The following is a 15927-nucleotide window of genomic DNA, read 5'->3' as shown; positions in this document are numbered from 1 at the left end:
GTGGAACGCAGTGCGGACGTCCTGCTCTCCGACGGCACCACGGCGCACCTGCGCCGGATCCGGCCGGAGGACGCGCCGGCCATCGTGGACTTCCACTCCCGGATGAGCGACCGGACCCGGTACCTCCGCTACTTCTCGCCGTACCCCCGGATCCCGGAACGCGACCTGCACCGGTTCGTGAACGTCGACCACCGCGACCGGGAGGCGTTCGTCACCGTCGCCGACGGGCGGATCACGGCGGTCGGCCGGTACGAACGGCTCGGCCCGGACTCCCCGGAGGCCGAGGTCGCCTTCGTGGTGGAGGACGCGCTCCAGGGCCGGGGCATCGGCTCGGTGCTGCTGGAGCATCTCGCCGACGCCGCCCGTGAGCACGGCATCACCCGGTTCGTGGCCGAGGTGCTGCCGGAGAACAGCGGCATGCTGCGGGTCTTCGGCGACACCGGCTACCAGGTGCAGCGCCGCTACGCCGACGGGGTGGTGCACCTGGGCTTCCCGATCGAGCCCACCGAGAAGTCCCGTGAGGTGCAGGAGTCCCGCGAGCACGTCACCGAGGCCCGGTCGATCGCCCGGCTGCTGGCGCCCCGGGGCATCGCCGTCTACGGCGCCAGCGCCACCGGTCACGGGATCGGCGCGCACATCCTGGGCAACCTGCGTGACGGCGGCTACACCGGCGCGATCGTCCCGGTGCATCCGTCCGCCGAACGGGTGGCCGGGCTCACCGCGTACCGGATGGCCTCGGAAGCCGGTGTCCCGATCGACCTGGCCCTGATCGCCGTGCCCGCGGACCGGGTCGCCGAGGCCGGGCGCGACGCGGCCCGCGCCGGAGCGGGCGGCGCGGTGGTGGTCTCGGCCGGCTTCGCCGAGACCGGCCCGGAGGGCGGCGCCCAGCAGCGCGGCCTGATCGAGGCCGCGCGGGCCGCGGGGTTGCGCGTGGTGGGCCCGAGCAGCTTCGGGATCGCCAACACCGACCCCGGGGTACGCCTGAACGCCACCCTCTCCCCACGCCTGCCGATCGCCGGCCGGGTCGGCTTCTTCAGCCAGAGCGGCGCGCTCGGTGTGGCGCTGCTGGCCGAGGCCGACCGCCGGGGTCTGGGCCTGTCCAGCTTCGTGTCGGCCGGCAACCGTGCCGACGTCTCCGGCAACGACCTGCTCCAGTACTGGCAGGACGACCCCGGCACCGACGTGGTGCTGCTCTATCTGGAGACCTTCGGCAACCCGCGCAAGTTCGCCCGCCTGGCCCGCCGGATGAGCCGGATCAAGCCGGTGGTGGCGGTGGCGTCGGCGACCCGCCCGCCCGGTCTGGCCGGCGACACGCCCGGCCCGGACGCGCACGCGGTGACCGCTCTGTTCGCCCGCTCCGGCGTCATCCGGGTCGACACCGTGCAGGAGCTCTTCGACGTCGGCATGATCCTGGCCCATCAGCCGCTGCCGACCGGCCGCCGGGTCGCCGTGGTCGGCAACTCGTCGGCGCTCGCCGAACTGGCCGTGGTCGCCTGCCGGTCGGCCGGTCTCCTGGTGGCCGACGGTTACCCGCACGACACCGGTCCGGACGCCGGCGCGCACGATCTCGCCGACGCGCTGGCCGACGCGGCCGTCGACGACCGGGTGGACGCGCTGCTGGTGGTCTTCGCCCCGCCGGTGCCCGGCCGGCACGCCGACGAGGACGCCGATTTCGCGGCGGCCTTGGCGAGCGTGGCCCTGGCGGGGGAGAAGCCGACCGTCGCGACGATGGTCTTCGGGCAGGCCCCGCCGCGGGTGCCCGGCTATCCGTCGGTCGAGGAGGCGGTCCGCGCGCTGTCCCGGGTGGCCGATTACGCCGACTGGCTGCGGCGCCCGCCGGGCGTGCTGCCCGAGCTGTCCGGCGTGGACCCGGTGGCCGCCGAGACCGCGGAGGACCCGGCCGGGCTGCTCGCCGCCTACGGTATCCCGGTGGTGCCGGCGATGCAGGTCACCGACGAGGACGCGGCGGTCGACGCGGCGGCCGAGGTGGGCTATCCGGTCGCCCTCAAGGCGGCGGGCGGTTCGTTGCGCCATCGGATCGACCTCGGCGCGGTGCGCCTCACCCTCGCCGGAGAGGAGGGGGTACGCGCGGCGTACCGCGAACTGGCCGGGGACTTCGGTCCGGACGTGCTGGTGCAGACCATGGTTCCGCCGGGCGTCGCCTGCGTCGTCGAGATGGTCGAGGACCCGGCGTTCGGCCCGGTGATCGGTTTCGGGCTCGGCGGTGTGGCGAGTGAGCTGCTCGGCGACCTGGCCTGGCGGGCCGCGCCGCTCACCGACCGCGCGGCGGAGGCGCTGGTCGACGAGCCCCGGGCGGCCCCGCTGCTGCACGGTTACCGTGGCTCCACACCGGTGGACCGGGCCGCCCTGATCGACCTGCTGCTGCGGGTGGGCCGGCTGGCCGACGAGCACCCGCGGGTCCGGTCGCTGACCCTGAACCCGGTGCTGGCCCGCCCGGACGGCTGGACCGTCCTGCACGCGGCCGTCGAGTTCGGTGACCCGGGGGCCCGGCCGGACACCGGCCCCCGGAGGTTGCGGAGGGTGTGAGGGGTCAGCTGGCGTAGGCCTCGAGGCGGGACGCCCGCTCCGGGTCACGCAGCTTCAGCATGGTGACCTTCTCGATCTGGCGGATCCGCTCGCGGCTCAGGCCGAACTCGCGGCCCACCTCGTCCAGGGTGCGCTGGCGGCCGTCGTCCAGGCCGAAGCGCAGCCGGATCACCGCGGACTCCCGCTCGGAGAGGGTGCTGAGCACGATCTCCACCTCGCTGCGCAGCTCGCCCTGGGTGTGCCCCTCGCCGGGCACGTTCGGGTCGACGGCGGCGACGAAGTCACCGAGGGCGCTCTCGCCGTCCTCGCCGACCGCCTGGTCCAGGCTCACCGGCTCCCGGTCGTACGAGATCAGCTCGATGACCTGGAACTCGGGCACGTCCATGGCCTTGGCGATCTCGGCGATGCTCGGCTCGCGGCCGATCGTGGCGGCCAGGTCGCGGCGGCAGCGGACCATGCGGTTGACCTGCTCGACCATGTGCACCGGGATGCGGATGGTGCGGGCCTGGTCGGCCATGGCGCGGGTGATGGCCTGCCGGATCCACCAGGTGGCGTACGTGGAGAACTTGTAGCCCTTGGTGTAGTCGAACTTCTCGACGGCGCGGATCAGGCCGAGGTTGCCCTCCTGGATCAGGTCGAGGAACGCCATGCCCCGCCCCGTGTACCGCTTCGCGATGCTGACCACCAGGCGGAGGTTCGCCTCCAGCAGGTGGTTCTTCGCGGCCTTGCCCTCGGCGACGATGACCCGCGCAGCAGGGGCGCCAGGTCGGCGGGCGCCGACGGCAGCTTCTCCTCGGCGTACAGGCCGGCCTCGATGCGCTTGGAGAGCGTCACCTCCTCGACGGCGGTGAGCAGCCGGGTCCGGCCGATGCCGTTGAGGTAGGCGCGGACCAGGTCGGCCGAGACGCCCCGCTCGTCGGTCGCGTCCAGGTCGGCCAGCGTCTCGACTTCGTCGGTCACGATGGCCTCGACGACCGTGGACTCCGACGTCTTCATCTCCAGGACCACTTTGAGTCCCCTCCCCCGCGATAACGTCTCGTGCGAACCAGCCGCTGCGTGCCGGTGTGAGGGCTAGCTTCGTCCGAGGCGCGTTAAGCGGAGGTGAGGCCAGCGTCCAGGTGGCATGAATCGGGGAGAAGCCTGTGGTCGTCAAACCGACAACCGGGCGTTCGAGGCACCGGGACACTTGCCGCTGGCCGATAATGTGCTTGGCCCTAGGAGGGGATCTGCGTGGTCTTCAAGAAGATGTTGCAAGCGCTCGGCGTCGGTGGGCCGTCGGTCGACACCGTGCTGACCAACCCCAACACCTATCCGGGCGGCTTCCTCGAGGGGCACGTCCACGTGGTCGGCGGTGACCACGCGGTGGATATCGAGTACGTGGCCGTCGCCCTCACCACCCGGGTCGAGGTGGAGAGCGGCGACAGTGAGTACCAGTCGAACCAGGAGTTCCAGCGGCAGCGGCTGACCGGTTCGTTCAAGCTGGAGCCGGGCGTCCGTCACGACGTGCCGTTCCGGTTCGAGGTGCCGTGGCAGACCCCGATCACCGAGGTGTACGGGCAGCATCTGCACGGCATGACGATGGGTCTCGCCACGGAGCTGGAGGTGGCCCGTGCCGTCGACAAGTCGGATCTCGACACGGTCGCCGTGCACCCGCTGCCGGCCCAGGAGCGCATCCTGAACGCGCTGCTCCAGATCGGTTTCCGGTTCAGCAAGGCCGACGTGGAGCAGGGCCGGGTCTACGGGGTGGAGCAGCACCTGCCGTTCTACCAGGAGATCGAGTTCTACCCGCCGCCGCAGTACGCGAGCGGCATCAACCAGCTGGAGCTGACCTTCCTGCCCACCCCGCAGAAGCTCCAGGTGGTGCTGGAGCTGGACAAGCGCGGCGGCGTCTTCACCGAGGGGCACGACGCGTTCGGCAGCTTCGACGTCGACTACGCCACCGCCGACCAGGTGGACTGGGTGTCGCGTCTGGACCAGTGGCTGCGCCAGTCGGCGTCCCGCCGGGGGCTGTTCTTCTAGAGCTCGAGCAGGACCGTGCAGGGTCCCACGTTCACGCTTTCCACCAGCATGTGCGCCCGGAAGCGACCGGTCTCTACCGTCGCTCCCCGGGCGCGCAGTGCTGTCACGTACTCCTCGACGAGCGGCTCGGCGGTCTCGGCCGGCGCGGCCGCGCTCCAGCTCGGGCGGCGCCCCTTGCGGGCGTCGCCGTAGAGGGTGAACTGGCTGACCACCAGGATCGGCGCGTTGTGGTCCGCGGCCGACCGGTCGTCCAGCACCCGCAGCTCCCAGGTCTTGCGGGCCAGTTCGGCGGCCTTGGCCGCGGTGTCGTCGTGGGTGACCCCGACCAGGACCAGCAGACCGTCCTCGATCTTGCCGACCACCTCGTCGTCGACCGTCACGCTCGCCCGGCTCACGGTCTGTACCACTGCGCGCATGACCGTGGACGGTACCGCAGCCCGACCTGCCATCATGATTGTCGTGACGTTCTCCCTGCCGGTGCCGGCCGAAGCCAACGACCTTCTCAACCGCGACCCGCTCGCCGTGACCCTGGGCATCGTGCTGGACCAGCAGATCACCCTGGAGAAGGCGTTCACCTCGCCGTGGGTGCTGGCGCAGCGGCTCGGGCACGAGCCGACCGCCACCGAGATCGCCGACTTCGACTCCGAGCGGCTGATCGCGATCTTCGCCGAGCCGCCGGCGCTGCACCGCTTCCCCAAGGCGATGGCGGTGCGGTCCCAGGAGGTGTGCCGGATCATCGCCGACCGGTACGACGGCGACCCCGCGAACCTGTGGCGCGACGCGAAGACCGGCGCCGAGCTGTACCGCCGGATCCTCGCCCTGCCCGGCTTCGGGAAGCAGAAGGCGCAGATCTTCGTGGCGCTGCTCGGCAAGCTCTACGACGTGCGGCCGGAGGGCTGGCGGGAGGCGGCCGGCGGCTACGGCGAGGAGGGGTCGTACCGGTCGGTGGCCGACATCGTCGACGCCGATTCGCTGGCCCGGGTGCGCGCCTACAAGAAGCAGGCCAAGGCCGAGGCGAAAGCGGCCAAGGAGGCCTGAGGTCCCGACCCGGTGGGCGGGACGGCCCGTCCGGTGCAAGGATGGCGGGGTCGATCGGAGAGCTCGCGTGAAGAGACACCCGGAGCGCCCGGTGTTGATCACCGACGCCGCCACCAGCCAGGAGGACCAGCTCCGCCGCCGGCAGATCCGCTACGTCACGATGATGTCGGTGCGGGCCGGATGCCTGATCCTGGGAGCGATCCTGATCAGCGCCCGGGCCCCGTTGCTCCCGCTGTGGCTGGCCCTCTGCGCGCTCGGCATGGTCCTCCTCCCCTGGATGGCGGTGCTGATCGCGAACGACCGGCCGCCCAAGACCAAGGCCGAGCGGGCCGCCGACGCGGCCGCCCGGGAGGACACCCGGCGTGCCCTGACCCAGCCGGCCCCCGAGCCGGACCACATCACCATCGACGCCGAGGTGGTCGACGAGGCGCGAGGCCGCCCCGACTGATCTCAGCGGGGCGATGGGCGCCCGCCGACGGTCGAGACCGCGGTGGCCCCGAGCGTGTTGCCGGCCCGCAGCGCCGCCTCCGGATCGGCCCCGGAGCACCACGCCGCGAGCAGCCCGGCCGCGAAGGCGTCACCCGCCCCGGTCGGGTCCTTCACCGGCACCGACTCCGCCGCCACCGTCGCGACCCCGTCCGGGCCGTGCCAGAGCGCCCCGCCCGCACCCTGTTTCACCACCACGTTGCGGACCCGTCCGGCGAGCCGTTCCGCCTGCTCGGCGGGCGTGCCCGGTCCGGCCAGCACGTCGGCCTCGTCGGCGTTGCACAGGAGCAGGTCGGCTCCCCGTACCCAATCCAGGAAGGCCTCGGCCCCGACGGCGCGCAACGGGGCCGCCGAGGCCGCGTCGACGCTCACCGTGAGTCCTCTCGAGGCCGCGGCCGTCAGTGCCGCGAGGCCGGCCGGGCGCGACCCGGCGTGCAGCAGGGGATAGCCGGAGAGATGCAGGTGCCCGCCGGCCGGCGCGGCCGAGACCACCGCGGTGACGTGGTCCGGGTCGAGCAGCAGCGACGCGCCGCGATCGGTGATCATGGTGCGTTCCGCGGCGCCGGTGAGCACCACCACGCTGCCGGTGGCGGCGTCCGCGATCCGGACCGCGCACCGCACCCCGCCCGCCTCCAGCTCGGCGACCCGGTCCCGGCCGGGCCGGTCGTCGCCGACCGCCGCGACCAGGGTGACCACCCGGCCGGCGTGGGCCAGCCAGGCGGCCGTGTTCGCGCCCTGGCCGCCACCGGCGACCCGGATCACCGCGTCCGTGTCCGAGCCGGGCTGGATCGGCCCACGGTGCTCGACCAGGACGTCGGTGACCAGGTCGCCGACGACGAGGATCATGGTCACGCCGGGACGGCGAATCCGACCGGCGCGGACGACCCGCTGCTGGTGGCCACCGCGATCTTCGCGGCCAGCGCGGCGTTGCGCAGGATGATCCGGATGTTGACCGCCAGGCTCTTCCCCTCGGTGCTGGAGTGGAAGTGGCCGAGCAGGAACGGCGTGACCGCCTTGCCGATGATGTTCTGCTCGGCGAGCAGGTTCAGCCCGGTCGCCAGGGTCCGGTCGTGCAGTGCCGGGTCCAGCTGCTCGTCGGTGGGCAGCGGGTTGGCCAGCACCAGCGCCCCCTCGGAGACGCCCTGCACGGCACGGGCCCGGATGAAGTCGGCCACCTGCTCCGGCGAGTCCAGCTGCCAGTCCAGGTCGAAGCCGCCGTCGGTGATGAAGAAGCCGGGGAAGCGCCGGGTCCGGAAACCGGCCACCGACACGCCCAGCGTCTCCAGCCGCTCCAGGGTGGCGCCCACGTCGAGGATCGACTTCACCCCGGCGCAGACCACCACGATGGGGGTTCGGGCCAGCGCCGTGAGGTCGGCCGACTCGTCGTACGTGACGTTCGCCTCGCGGTGCACCCCGCCGAGACCGCCGGTGGCGAACACCCCGATGCCCGCGGCGGCGGCGATCGCGCTGGTGGCCGCCACCGTGGTCGCCCCGTCGGCGCGCCGGGCCGCCGCGATGGCCAGGTCCCGCACCGAGAGCTTGGCCACCGACTCGGCCGACGCGAGCCGCTCGACCTGGTCGTCCTCCAGCCCGACGACCACCTCGCCGCCGATCATGCCGATGGTGGCCGGGACCGCGCCGTTGTCGCGGACGGCCTGCTCGATCTCCCGGGCCACCCGGATGTTGTCGGGGTGCGGCAGGCCGTGCGAGATGATCGTGCTCTCGAGCGCCACCACCGGCCGGCCGTCCCGGCGGGCACGGGTCACATGCTCGCCGTATCGAATCGCGAAGTCAGTCGTCACGCTGGTTACCGTACGGGCCGGACCCCCTGCGTTGTCGTTGGACCGACCAGGCGTGAGGTGTCAGACTTGGCCGCTGAGGCTTTGCTGATTTCCCGAAGGGCAGATAACCGTGAGCACCCAGATCCTGGAGCGTCCGGAGACCCGTGACGCCGACACCGGGCCGGAGATGTTCCATTACGTCCGCAAAGAGAAGATCGCCGAGAGCGCGGTCATGGGCACCTACGTGGTGGCTCTCTGCGGTGAGACCTTCCCGGTGACCAAGTCGCCGAAGCCGGGGTCGCCCGTCTGCCCCCAGTGCAAGGAGATCTACGAATCCATGAAGGCCTGATCCGGGCGTGACGGGCGGATATGCGCTGCTCGTCGCGGATCTGATCGGTGTGGCGGTGTTCGCCGCCTCGGGCGCCTCGGCCGGCGTCGCGAAACGACTCGACCTGTTCGGTGTCGCGTTCGTCGGCTTCGCGGCCGCGCTCGGTGGTGGCATTCTGCGCGACCTGGTCATCGGCGCTGCGCCCCCGCTGGCGTTCGCCGACTGGCGCTACGCGGTGACCGCGGTGGCCGCCTCGGTCGCGGTCTTCTGGCTGTACCCGGCGCTGCACCGGGTCCGGCGAACCGTGCTGGCGCTGGACGCGGCCGGCATGGGCCTCTTCACCGTAACCGGCACGCTCAAGGCGCTCGACGCCGGCGTTCCGGAGGTCGGCGCCTGTCTCGTGGGGATGCTCACAGCGATCGGCGGAGGCCTGACCCGCGACCTGCTCACCGGGGAGATCCCGGCGGTCCTGCAACGAGAGATCTACGCGGTGGTCGCGCTCGGCGGCGCCGTGCTGGTCGCTGTCCTGCACCGGTTCCAGCTCACCGGTCTGCTGCCGCTGGCCGCCTCCGCGGCCCTGATGACGGGCGTCCGGCTGCTCGCCCTCCGCCGCCGCTGGTCGGCTCCGGTGGCGGTGCCGTAGACCCGCTCCGCAACCTCACGTGGCTATGCTGAAGCCCGCCTCCGCGCCTCTCATCGCGGGGGTTTTTCCGTGGAGAAGGGATCACCGCAGCTTGAGCCCGCCTGTGCCGAACCTGGAGATCTTTCCGCCGCTGCGGGACTGGCAGCGCAAGGCGATGGTGACGTACCTGCGTCGCCGTTCCGAGGACTTCATGGCCGTGGCGACGCCCGGCGCCGGCAAGACCACGTTCGCTCTGCGGATCGCGGCCGAGATGCTCGTCGACGGGACCTGCGACGCGGTCACCGTGGTGTGTCCCACCGAGCACCTCAAGACGCAGTGGGCGCACGCCGCGGCCCGGGTCGGCATCCAGCTGGACCCGCACTTCCGCAACTCGGACGTGCACTCGTCGCGGGACTTCCACGGCGCCGTCCTGACCTACGCCCAGGTGGGCATGGCGCCGGCCGTGCACAAGCGGCGCACCATCACCCGGCGCACGTTCGTGATCCTGGACGAGATCCACCACGCCGGCGACTCGCGTACCTGGGGGGACGGCGTCAAGGACGCCTTCGAGCCCGCTGTACGGCGTCTCCTGCTCACCGGGACCCCGTTCCGGTCCGACGAGAACCCGATCCCCTTCGTGTCGTACGAGCGGGGCTCTGACGGTGTCCAGCGGTCCCACGCCGACTCGGTGTACGGGTACGCCGACGCCCTCCGGGACCAGGTCGTCCGCCCGGTGCTGTTCATGGCGTACTCGGGGGAGACCCGCTGGCGCACCAACGCCGGCGACGAACTGGCCGCCCGGCTGGGTGAGCCGATGACCAAGGACCTGGTGGCGCAGGCCTGGCGTACCGCCCTGGACCACCGGGGCGACTGGATGCCGCAGGTCATGCGGGCCGCCGACGCCCGGCTCACGAAGATCCGCGAGCACGGCATGCCGGACGCGGGCGGCCTGGTCATCGCCAGCGACCAGCAGTCGGCCCGGGCGTACGCGAAGCTTCTCCACGACCTCACCGGCGAGTCGGCCGTCGTGGTGCTCTCCGACGACGAGGGCGCCTCCGGCCGGATCGCCGAGTTCGCCGCGTCCGAGAAGCGCTGGATGGTCGCGGTCCGGATGGTGTCGGAGGGTGTCGACATCCCCCGCCTGGCCGTGGGGGTGTACGCGACGAGCGCCTCCACCCCGCTCTACTTCGCCCAGGCGATCGGCCGGTTCGTCCGGTCCCGGCGCCCCGGTGAGACCGCCACCGTCTTCCTGCCCAGCGTGCCGCACCTGCTCGGGCTGGCCAGCGAGATGGAGGCGCAGCGCAACCACGTGCTGGGCGCGCCGAAGGACAAGGACGGCCTGGACGACGAGCTGATCGAGCGGGCGCAGAAGTCCGAGGACGCCCTGGGCGACCTGGACAAGAAGTTCGAGGCGCTGTCCGCGACGGCCGAGCTGGATCAGGTCATCTACGACGGCACCTCGTTCGGCATGGCGGCCCGGACCGGCACCCCCGAGGAGGCCGACTATCTGGGGCTGCCCGGCCTGCTCACCCCGGACCAGGTGACCACCCTGCTGAACAAGCGGCAGCAGGAGCAGATGGCGGCCGCGTCGAGGCGGCAGGCGGACGAGGCGAGGAAGCAGGAGCCCGCGGTCCGGGAGCCGATCGTGCCGATGAGCGCGGGCGAGCGCCGCAACAGCCTGCGCCGCCAGCTCAACACGCTGGTGGCGGCGCATCACCACCGGACCAACCTGCCGCACGGGAAGATCCACGCGGAGCTTCGCCGGCTCTGCGGCGGGCCGCCCAGCGCGCAGGCCACGATCGAGCAGCTGGAGGAGCGGATCGCGACGATCCAAACGTTCTGATGTAAAGAGAACTTGACGTCAAGTCGACTTAACATCATCATGGATGCATGACCACGACGCTGATGGATCGATTCGTTCGCTGGAACCTCGACTTCGACGGTGACCTCTACGGCCGTGACGAGCGCGAGCGCCTGCGGTGGTACGAGGCCGTCACCGTCTCCTTCCAGCTCCAGGCCATCGTCGTCCCGTGGGCGGCCACCGCCCTGGTCTGGACCGTCGGTGAGCCGGTCGCCTGGCCGCTGCTCATCCTGCTGGCGGTGTTCCTGGTCCCGATCGGCTTCGCCTCGATCTACGTGCAGAGCCGCCGGGTCGACACCACCCCACGCACGTGGAGCCGCAAGCGGCTGATCGTCTCGACCCTGCTGGGCGCCCCCTACGTGGCCTTCGGGATCGGTTTCCTCTACCACGCCTACCCGGAGTCGGACAGCTGGCGCTCGGCCCTCGTCGGCTCGTTCATCGGCCTCGCCGCCGGCGCGGTGATCCAGGCCGTGCAGACCCGCCGGGTGCGCCGCCGGGACGCGCTGCTCGCCGGGGACGACGACTGATGGCCCCGGTGCGGGCCGCCGAGCCCGACGGCACGACCGGCGCCCGGATCCGGGACGCCCGCAAGGCGGCCGGGCTGACCCAGCAGGGCATGGCCGCCGAGATCCAGGTGAGCCGGCAGACCGTCATCGCGATGGAGACCGGCGACTACGCGCCCTCGGTCTACCTGGCCATCAAGGTGGCCCGGGTGCTGGGCGTCACCGTCGAGGACCTCTGGGGCCACTGAGCCGGGCACAGCAGAGAGGGCGCTCCCTGCAGGGGAAGCGCCCTCTCTTCGTCACATGTATCGGTTGGGGGACCGCTGCTAGTTGCTGGAGTTCGACATCATGTCCGCGCCGCGCCAGGTGAACTCGGGATCGGCCGCGTACTGCACCGCGATCTTCACCAGGTCCTCGGCGTACCGGTTGGCGTGGTGGCCGCAGAACACCAGCTCTCCACCACCCGCCAGGGTCAAACGGAGCTTCCCGGCTGCATTGCAGCGGTCGCACCGTTCATCGGCTGCGGGGCCGGCCAGACTTCCGGCCGGCGGCGTGAGGGTCGGGGTCATCGCCTTCCTCCTCTGTTCGTCACCGATGAACATGTTCCTCGGCTACTGCTCACACATCGTGCAACACCCTGCACCGTTGCAGCCTTCCCAAGGTGCCCCGGGGGGACCAGGGTCACACGTTGGTTACCGGCTAGTGTGCCGTGATCCAAGGGTGCCACGTCAACGATCACTTCTGCACAACGGTCTGATCACCACCCGTTGATGTACGGGTGGTGACCAATCGGACACGCAATGTTGACCAAAGGTCCTAGTCGAGGTAGTCGCGCAGAACCTGCGACCGGGACGGGTGACGCAACTTCGACATCGTCTTCGACTCGATCTGCCGGATCCGCTCCCGGGTCACCCCGTAGACCTGGCCGATCTCGTCCAGCGTGCGCGGCTGACCGTCGGTCAGGCCGAAGCGCAGCCGGACCACGCCCGCCTCCCGCTCGGAGAGCGTCTGCAGCACCTGCTGGAGCTGGTCCTGCAGCAGCGAGAAGGAGACCGCGTCGACCGCGACGACCGCCTCCGAGTCCTCGATGAAGTCACCGAGCTGGCTGTCGCCCTCGTCGCCGATCGTCTGGTCCAGCGAGATGGGCTCACGCGCGTACTGCTGGATCTCCAGCACCTTCTCCGGCGTGATGTCCATCTCCTTGGCCAGTTCCTCCGGGGTGGGCTCGCGGCCCAGGTCCTGGAGCAGCTCGCGCTGGATCCGGCCGAGCTTGTTGATCACCTCGACCATGTGCACCGGGATGCGGATGGTGCGGGCCTGGTCGGCCATGGCGCGGGTGATGGCCTGCCGGATCCACCAGGTGGCGTACGTGGAGAACTTGTAGCCCTTGGTGTAGTCGAACTTCTCGACGGCGCGGATCAGGCCGAGGTTGCCCTCCTGGATCAGGTCGAGGAACGCCATGCCCCGTCCCGTGTACCGCTTCGCGAGCGACACGACGAGCCGCAGGTTGGCCTCGAGCAGGTGATTCTTCGCCCGCTCGCCGTCCCGGTTGATCCACTTGAGGTCGCGCTCGAAGTTGCGCTCGAGCGCCTCCTCGCCCTCCTCGGCGGCTCGCAGGCGCTCGGCGGCGTAGAGGCCGGCCTCGATCCGCTTGGCGAGCTCGACCTCCTGCTCCGCGTTGAGCAGCGGAACCTTGCCGATCTGCTTGAGGTAGGCGCGCACCGAGTCGGCGGAGGCGGTGAGCTCCGCGTCCCGGCGGGCCTGCTTGAGCGCCTCGGACTCCTCGTCGTCCCACTCGAAGTCGCCGTCGGTGGCCGAGCTGGCGGCGTCGGTGGCGGCGGCGGCGACCATGGCGGCCGGCTCCTCGATCACCACGTCCTCGACGGCGGCGGCGAGCTCCTCGGGGTCGATCTCCTCGCCCTCGGGGCCCTCGCCGGGCTTGGCGGCCTTGGCGGCGGTGGCCTTGCGGACCGGGGCGGCCTTGGCCGCCGCAGCGGTGGCCTTGCGGACCGGAGCGGCCTTGCCCTCGGCGGCCGGAGCGGCCTGCTTGGGCGCGGGCGCAGCCTTCTTGGCCGGCGCGGTCTTGGCGGTGGTGGCCCGCGACGCCGGGGTGGTGGCGCGAGCCGCCGCCACCTTCGGCCGGCGGGTGCTGGCCGATCCGTCGACCACGACGGTGACGCCGGCGTCCACCAGAGCCCGCAGGATCTTCTTGGCCTGCGCCGGGTTGACCGCTGCGGACTCGAGCGTGTGCGCGACCTGTGCCGAGGTGAGTTGCCCGCCAGCACCCTGAGCATGGGTGATCAAGGCCTCGGTGAGAGAGCGAACGTCGGCACCGTTCTGGTGGGCTTCTGTCACGAATGACCTTCCGGAGGCGATGAGATTGGGCACGGCCAGGTCCAGCGCAGCACGCGGGGGCGAGTGTCGCCGGAGTCGGTTTGGGGACCCCCGGGTCACGGACCGTCCCGGTGGTCGGTGTCCGTGAAGCGGGTGCAGGGGTGAATTGTAGCGCCGCTTACCGAGATCCTCCGCCCACAGCACGCCGCCGGGGCCCGACGACCTCGTCAGAGACGCCTGACGGGAGAATGCTATCGGCGGAAAGGACCCATACGTGAGCGAGATTCCGGTGGTATCGACACCCGATGAGTTGTTGGCCCTGGCGGTTCGAGTGGCCCGGGAGGCGGCCGTCACGGCCCGGCGGATGCGCGCCGCGGCGATCGGCGACGTCGAGACCAAGAGCACCGACACCGACGTCGTCACGGCGGCGGACAAGGCGGTCGAGCGGCAGGTCGTGGAGGCGCTGCTGGCCGAGCGGCCCGGCGACGGCGTGCTGGGCGAGGAGTACGGCGACTCCGCCGAGGTGGCGCCCGGCGCCGTCCGGTGGATCCTCGACCCGATCGACGGCACGGTGAACTACCTGTACGGACTGCCCCAGTACGCGGTCTCGCTGGCCGCCGAGTCCGACGGCGAGGTGGTGGCCGGGGTGGTCGTCAACGCGGCCACCGGCGACGAGTGGACGGCCACCCGGGGCGGCGGCGCGTGGCGGGACGGGCGGCGGCTCAGCGGCTCGGTGCGGACGACGCTGGACCAGTCCCTGGTCGGCACCGGGTTCGGCTACGACGCGCGGCGACGGGCCCATCAGGGCGCCGTACTGGCTGGTCTGATCACCCGAGTGCGTGACATTCGGCGATTCGGTGCGGCGGCGCTGGACCTCTGCATGGCCGCCGAGGGCCAGCTCGACGCGTACTTCGAGAAGGGTCTCAACGCGTGGGACCACGCGGCGGGCGGGCTGATCGCGGCCGAGGCCGGTCTCACCGTGGCCGGGCTGGCCGGCGCGCCGGCCGGCCGGACGATGCTGGTGGCCGCGCCGCCGGCGATCTTCCCGGCCCTGCACGACGCCCTGGTGGAGCTGGACGCGGCGGGTGGCCCGTGAAGGCCTATTCCGGGTCCTTGGTCGCCTCGGCCGGCTTGACGCAGGCGCCCGGTGGGAGGGTGGGCTCGCCCACCTCGACCAGCGACTGGTTGACCTCGGTCGTGGTGGCCAGCTGCTGGAACTGGTCGCCGATGACGATGTCGATGACGTCGCCCTTGCGCTTGGCGTTGTAGACCATCTTGGACTGGGCCAGGAAGTATGCCCTGATCAGCTGGGCCTTGCCGGCCGCGTCCGGGCCGAACCGGACCTCGGCGACCCCGGTGAACTTGGTCTTGCTCTTGCCCGGGTCCTGGACGGTGAAACGCCGGTTCTTGAACTCGGTGGTCACCTGGTCGGCCAGGCCCGCACGATTGGTCCCGTTGAACACCTTGACGGTGATCTCGGCCGGGTCGTCCGGGAGCCGCATGTCGGCCAAGGGGGCGCCGGCCGGGCAGTCGCTGCCGTTCGCGGTGTTCCGCTGCGTGTCCCGGAAGAGGGCGACGACGACGAACACTATTGCGGCCACGGCGAGCACGCCGACGACGACGAGCGCTCGGACGCGGGCAAAGCTCATGGGGCAGGCTCCAGGATCGGACGGTGGGCCCGGGTGAGGCGCCCGGACCTGTCGAGAGGTTAGCGTCTGTCCGCCAGGGGCGCGGAAACAGGGAATGCTTCCGGCGCGTTGACGATGATCCAGAGGCTGGTGCCCCTACTTTGATGTCGCCTCAGTCACATCGGGAACAATGTGCCGCCAGAGCGCGTACAAGCCTGCCGCGACAGGGGTAAGGTTCCGCGCCCGGAAGGCCGGTTTCTGGTGTCAGAAATCGTCCACCGAAACAGGGAACCGAAACCTTGTCATCGGCGTTACAAACGCCAAAGTGACACATCGATACAGGAGAGTGAAAACCGATGGCCACCGACTACGACGCCCCGCGTCGCGATGAGGTCGACCTCGGCGAGGACAGCCTCGAGGAGCTCAAGGCCCGTCGCGCCGACTCGCAGTCGGGCGCAGTGGACGTCGACGAGGTCGAGGTGGCGGAGAGCTTCGAGCTGCCCGGCGCCGACCTCGCTGACGAGGAACTCACCGTGAAGGTCCTGCCGATGCAGACCGACGAGTTCCGCTGCTCCCGCTGCTTCCTCGTGCACCACCGGAGCCAGCTGGCGACGGAGCGCAACGGGGAGCTGATCTGCCGCGAGTGCGCCTGACGCACTCGCGCGCAGGTCGCGTCACCACCCGGTCGCGGTCTCCGCGGTCGGGCCCACGGCGTTCTCGCCGCTGTTCGACACGGGGTTTGACCCTGGGTCGGAACCGGGCATGACAGGCCGGTGACGA

General features: G+C 71.3%; 17 protein-coding genes and 1 pseudogene. 11 read left to right on the top strand and 7 right to left on the bottom strand.

Annotation, left to right across the window (positions count from 1 at the left end; all coding sequences use genetic code 11):
• A complete protein-coding gene (locus tag BJ964_RS03620; RefSeq protein ID WP_188119343.1) occupies positions 1-2547 on the top strand; it encodes a bifunctional acetate--CoA ligase family protein/GNAT family N-acetyltransferase in 2547 nt (848 codons plus the stop codon).
• A gap of 4 nt (positions 2548-2551) precedes the next feature.
• On the opposite strand, the pseudogene sigB reads toward BJ964_RS03620, so the two are convergent.
• A pseudogene (gene sigB, locus BJ964_RS03615) lies at positions 2552-3543 on the bottom strand (RNA polymerase sigma factor SigB).
• A gap of 234 nt (positions 3544-3777) precedes the next feature.
• On the opposite strand from sigB, the gene BJ964_RS03610 reads away from it, so the two are divergent.
• The gene (locus tag BJ964_RS03610; RefSeq protein ID WP_188119342.1) at positions 3778-4566 is read left to right on the top strand and encodes a sporulation protein; all 789 of its coding nucleotides are present in this window, start codon (positions 3778-3780) and stop codon (positions 4564-4566) included.
• Here the strand turns inward: BJ964_RS03610 and dtd are convergent.
• Entirely contained in the window at positions 4563-4982 is a 420-nt protein-coding gene (gene dtd / locus BJ964_RS03605) for a D-aminoacyl-tRNA deacylase (RefSeq protein WP_188119341.1), read from the bottom strand. The two genes, BJ964_RS03610 and dtd, sit on opposite strands and share 4 nt — an antisense overlap.
• Positions 4983-5016: 34 nt before the next feature.
• On the opposite strand from dtd, the gene BJ964_RS03600 reads away from it, so the two are divergent.
• Both BJ964_RS03600 and BJ964_RS03595 read left to right on the top strand, forming a co-directional pair.
• Complete coding sequence (locus BJ964_RS03600) at positions 5017-5604, top strand: HhH-GPD-type base excision DNA repair protein (RefSeq protein ID WP_188119340.1); 588 nt, start codon at positions 5017-5019, stop codon at positions 5602-5604.
• A gap of 67 nt (positions 5605-5671) precedes the next feature.
• Positions 5672-6052 carry a DUF3099 domain-containing protein gene (locus BJ964_RS03595; RefSeq protein ID WP_188119339.1) on the top strand — a complete coding sequence of 127 codons (381 nt, stop codon included), beginning with the start codon at positions 5672-5674 and terminating at the stop codon, positions 6050-6052.
• 2 nt (positions 6053-6054) lie between these two features.
• Here the strand turns inward: BJ964_RS03595 and BJ964_RS03590 are convergent, their stop codons facing one another.
• Together BJ964_RS03590 and BJ964_RS03585 are read right to left on the bottom strand one after the other, a co-directional pair.
• Positions 6055-6936, bottom strand: a complete 882-nt coding sequence (locus BJ964_RS03590; RefSeq protein ID WP_188126774.1) for a carbohydrate kinase family protein — start codon at positions 6934-6936, stop codon at positions 6055-6057.
• Positions 6937-6938: 2 nt separating this feature from the next.
• Positions 6939-7892, bottom strand: a complete 954-nt coding sequence (locus BJ964_RS03585) for a pseudouridine-5'-phosphate glycosidase (protein ID WP_188119338.1) — start codon at positions 7890-7892, stop codon at positions 6939-6941.
• A 103-nt stretch (positions 7893-7995) separates the two neighbouring features.
• On the opposite strand from BJ964_RS03585, the gene BJ964_RS03580 reads away from it, so the two are divergent.
• The 5 genes from BJ964_RS03580 to BJ964_RS03560 all read left to right on the top strand — a co-directional run bounded on the left by BJ964_RS03580 (position 7996) and on the right by BJ964_RS03560 (position 11433).
• Positions 7996-8220: a DUF3039 domain-containing protein gene (locus BJ964_RS03580; protein WP_188126773.1), complete on the top strand. Its 225-nt coding sequence runs from the start codon at positions 7996-7998 to the stop codon at positions 8218-8220.
• A 7-nt stretch (positions 8221-8227) separates the two neighbouring features.
• Positions 8228-8842 carry a trimeric intracellular cation channel family protein gene (locus BJ964_RS03575; protein ID WP_188119337.1) on the top strand — a complete coding sequence of 205 codons (615 nt, stop codon included), beginning with the start codon at positions 8228-8230 and terminating at the stop codon, positions 8840-8842.
• 91 nt (positions 8843-8933) lie between these two features.
• Positions 8934-10664, top strand: coding sequence for a DEAD/DEAH box helicase (locus tag BJ964_RS03570; protein WP_188119336.1), 1731 nt, complete (start codon positions 8934-8936; stop codon positions 10662-10664).
• Between the two features lie 47 nt (positions 10665-10711).
• Positions 10712-11209: a hypothetical protein gene (locus BJ964_RS03565; RefSeq protein ID WP_229806552.1), complete on the top strand. Its 498-nt coding sequence runs from the start codon at positions 10712-10714 to the stop codon at positions 11207-11209.
• Positions 11209-11433: a helix-turn-helix transcriptional regulator gene (locus tag BJ964_RS03560; protein ID WP_188119335.1), complete on the top strand. Its 225-nt coding sequence runs from the start codon at positions 11209-11211 to the stop codon at positions 11431-11433. The genes BJ964_RS03565 and BJ964_RS03560 overlap by 1 nt, the downstream gene beginning before the upstream one ends.
• 78 nt (positions 11434-11511) lie before the next feature.
• Here the strand turns inward: BJ964_RS03560 and BJ964_RS03555 are convergent, their stop codons facing one another.
• A complete protein-coding gene (locus tag BJ964_RS03555; RefSeq protein ID WP_183216247.1) occupies positions 11512-11754 on the bottom strand; it encodes a DUF7455 domain-containing protein in 243 nt (80 codons plus the stop codon).
• Between the two features lie 247 nt (positions 11755-12001).
• Complete coding sequence (locus BJ964_RS03550; protein ID WP_188119334.1) at positions 12002-13540, bottom strand: RNA polymerase sigma factor; 1539 nt, start codon at positions 13538-13540, stop codon at positions 12002-12004.
• A 253-nt stretch (positions 13541-13793) separates the two neighbouring features.
• Between BJ964_RS03550 and BJ964_RS03545 the strand changes: the two genes are divergently transcribed.
• Positions 13794-14615, top strand: coding sequence for an inositol monophosphatase family protein (locus BJ964_RS03545; RefSeq protein WP_188119333.1), 822 nt, complete (start codon positions 13794-13796; stop codon positions 14613-14615).
• Between the two features lie 4 nt (positions 14616-14619).
• On the opposite strand, the gene BJ964_RS03540 is transcribed toward BJ964_RS03545, so the two are convergent.
• The gene (locus BJ964_RS03540; RefSeq protein ID WP_188119332.1) at positions 14620-15168 is read right to left on the bottom strand and encodes a LytR C-terminal domain-containing protein; all 549 of its coding nucleotides are present in this window, start codon (positions 15166-15168) and stop codon (positions 14620-14622) included.
• A gap of 335 nt (positions 15169-15503) precedes the next feature.
• Between BJ964_RS03540 and BJ964_RS03535 the strand changes: the two genes are divergently transcribed.
• A complete protein-coding gene (locus BJ964_RS03535; RefSeq protein ID WP_014446959.1) occupies positions 15504-15800 on the top strand; it encodes a DUF4193 domain-containing protein in 297 nt (98 codons plus the stop codon).
• Positions 15801-15927: the final 127 nt, after the last annotated feature.

It is taken from the genome of Actinoplanes lobatus (genome assembly GCF_014205215.1).
Lineage (GTDB): Bacteria > Actinomycetota > Actinomycetes > Mycobacteriales > Micromonosporaceae > Actinoplanes > Actinoplanes lobatus.
The sequence above is the reverse complement of the archived record's forward strand: the minus strand, read 5'-3'. Positions and strand labels throughout refer to the sequence as shown.

Excerpts from the sequence above, each read along its gene's own strand:
- dtd (WP_188119341.1), bottom strand. The coding sequence starts at position 4,982 with ATGCGCGCAGTGGTACAGACCGTGAGCCGGGCGAGCGTGACGGTCGAC.
- BJ964_RS03600 (WP_188119340.1), top strand. The coding sequence starts at position 5,017 with ATGATTGTCGTGACGTTCTCCCTGCCGGTGCCGGCCGAAGCCAACGAC.
- BJ964_RS03590 (WP_188126774.1), bottom strand. The coding sequence starts at position 6,936 with ATGATCCTCGTCGTCGGCGACCTGGTCACCGACGTCCTGGTCGAGCAC.
- BJ964_RS03565 (WP_229806552.1), top strand. The coding sequence starts at position 10,712 with ATGACCACGACGCTGATGGATCGATTCGTTCGCTGGAACCTCGACTTC.
- BJ964_RS03560 (WP_188119335.1), top strand. The coding sequence starts at position 11,209 with ATGGCCCCGGTGCGGGCCGCCGAGCCCGACGGCACGACCGGCGCCCGG.
- BJ964_RS03555 (WP_183216247.1), bottom strand. The coding sequence starts at position 11,754 with ATGACCCCGACCCTCACGCCGCCGGCCGGAAGTCTGGCCGGCCCCGCA.
- BJ964_RS03540 (WP_188119332.1), bottom strand. The coding sequence starts at position 15,168 with ATGAGCTTTGCCCGCGTCCGAGCGCTCGTCGTCGTCGGCGTGCTCGCC.
- BJ964_RS03535 (WP_014446959.1), top strand. The coding sequence starts at position 15,504 with ATGGCCACCGACTACGACGCCCCGCGTCGCGATGAGGTCGACCTCGGC.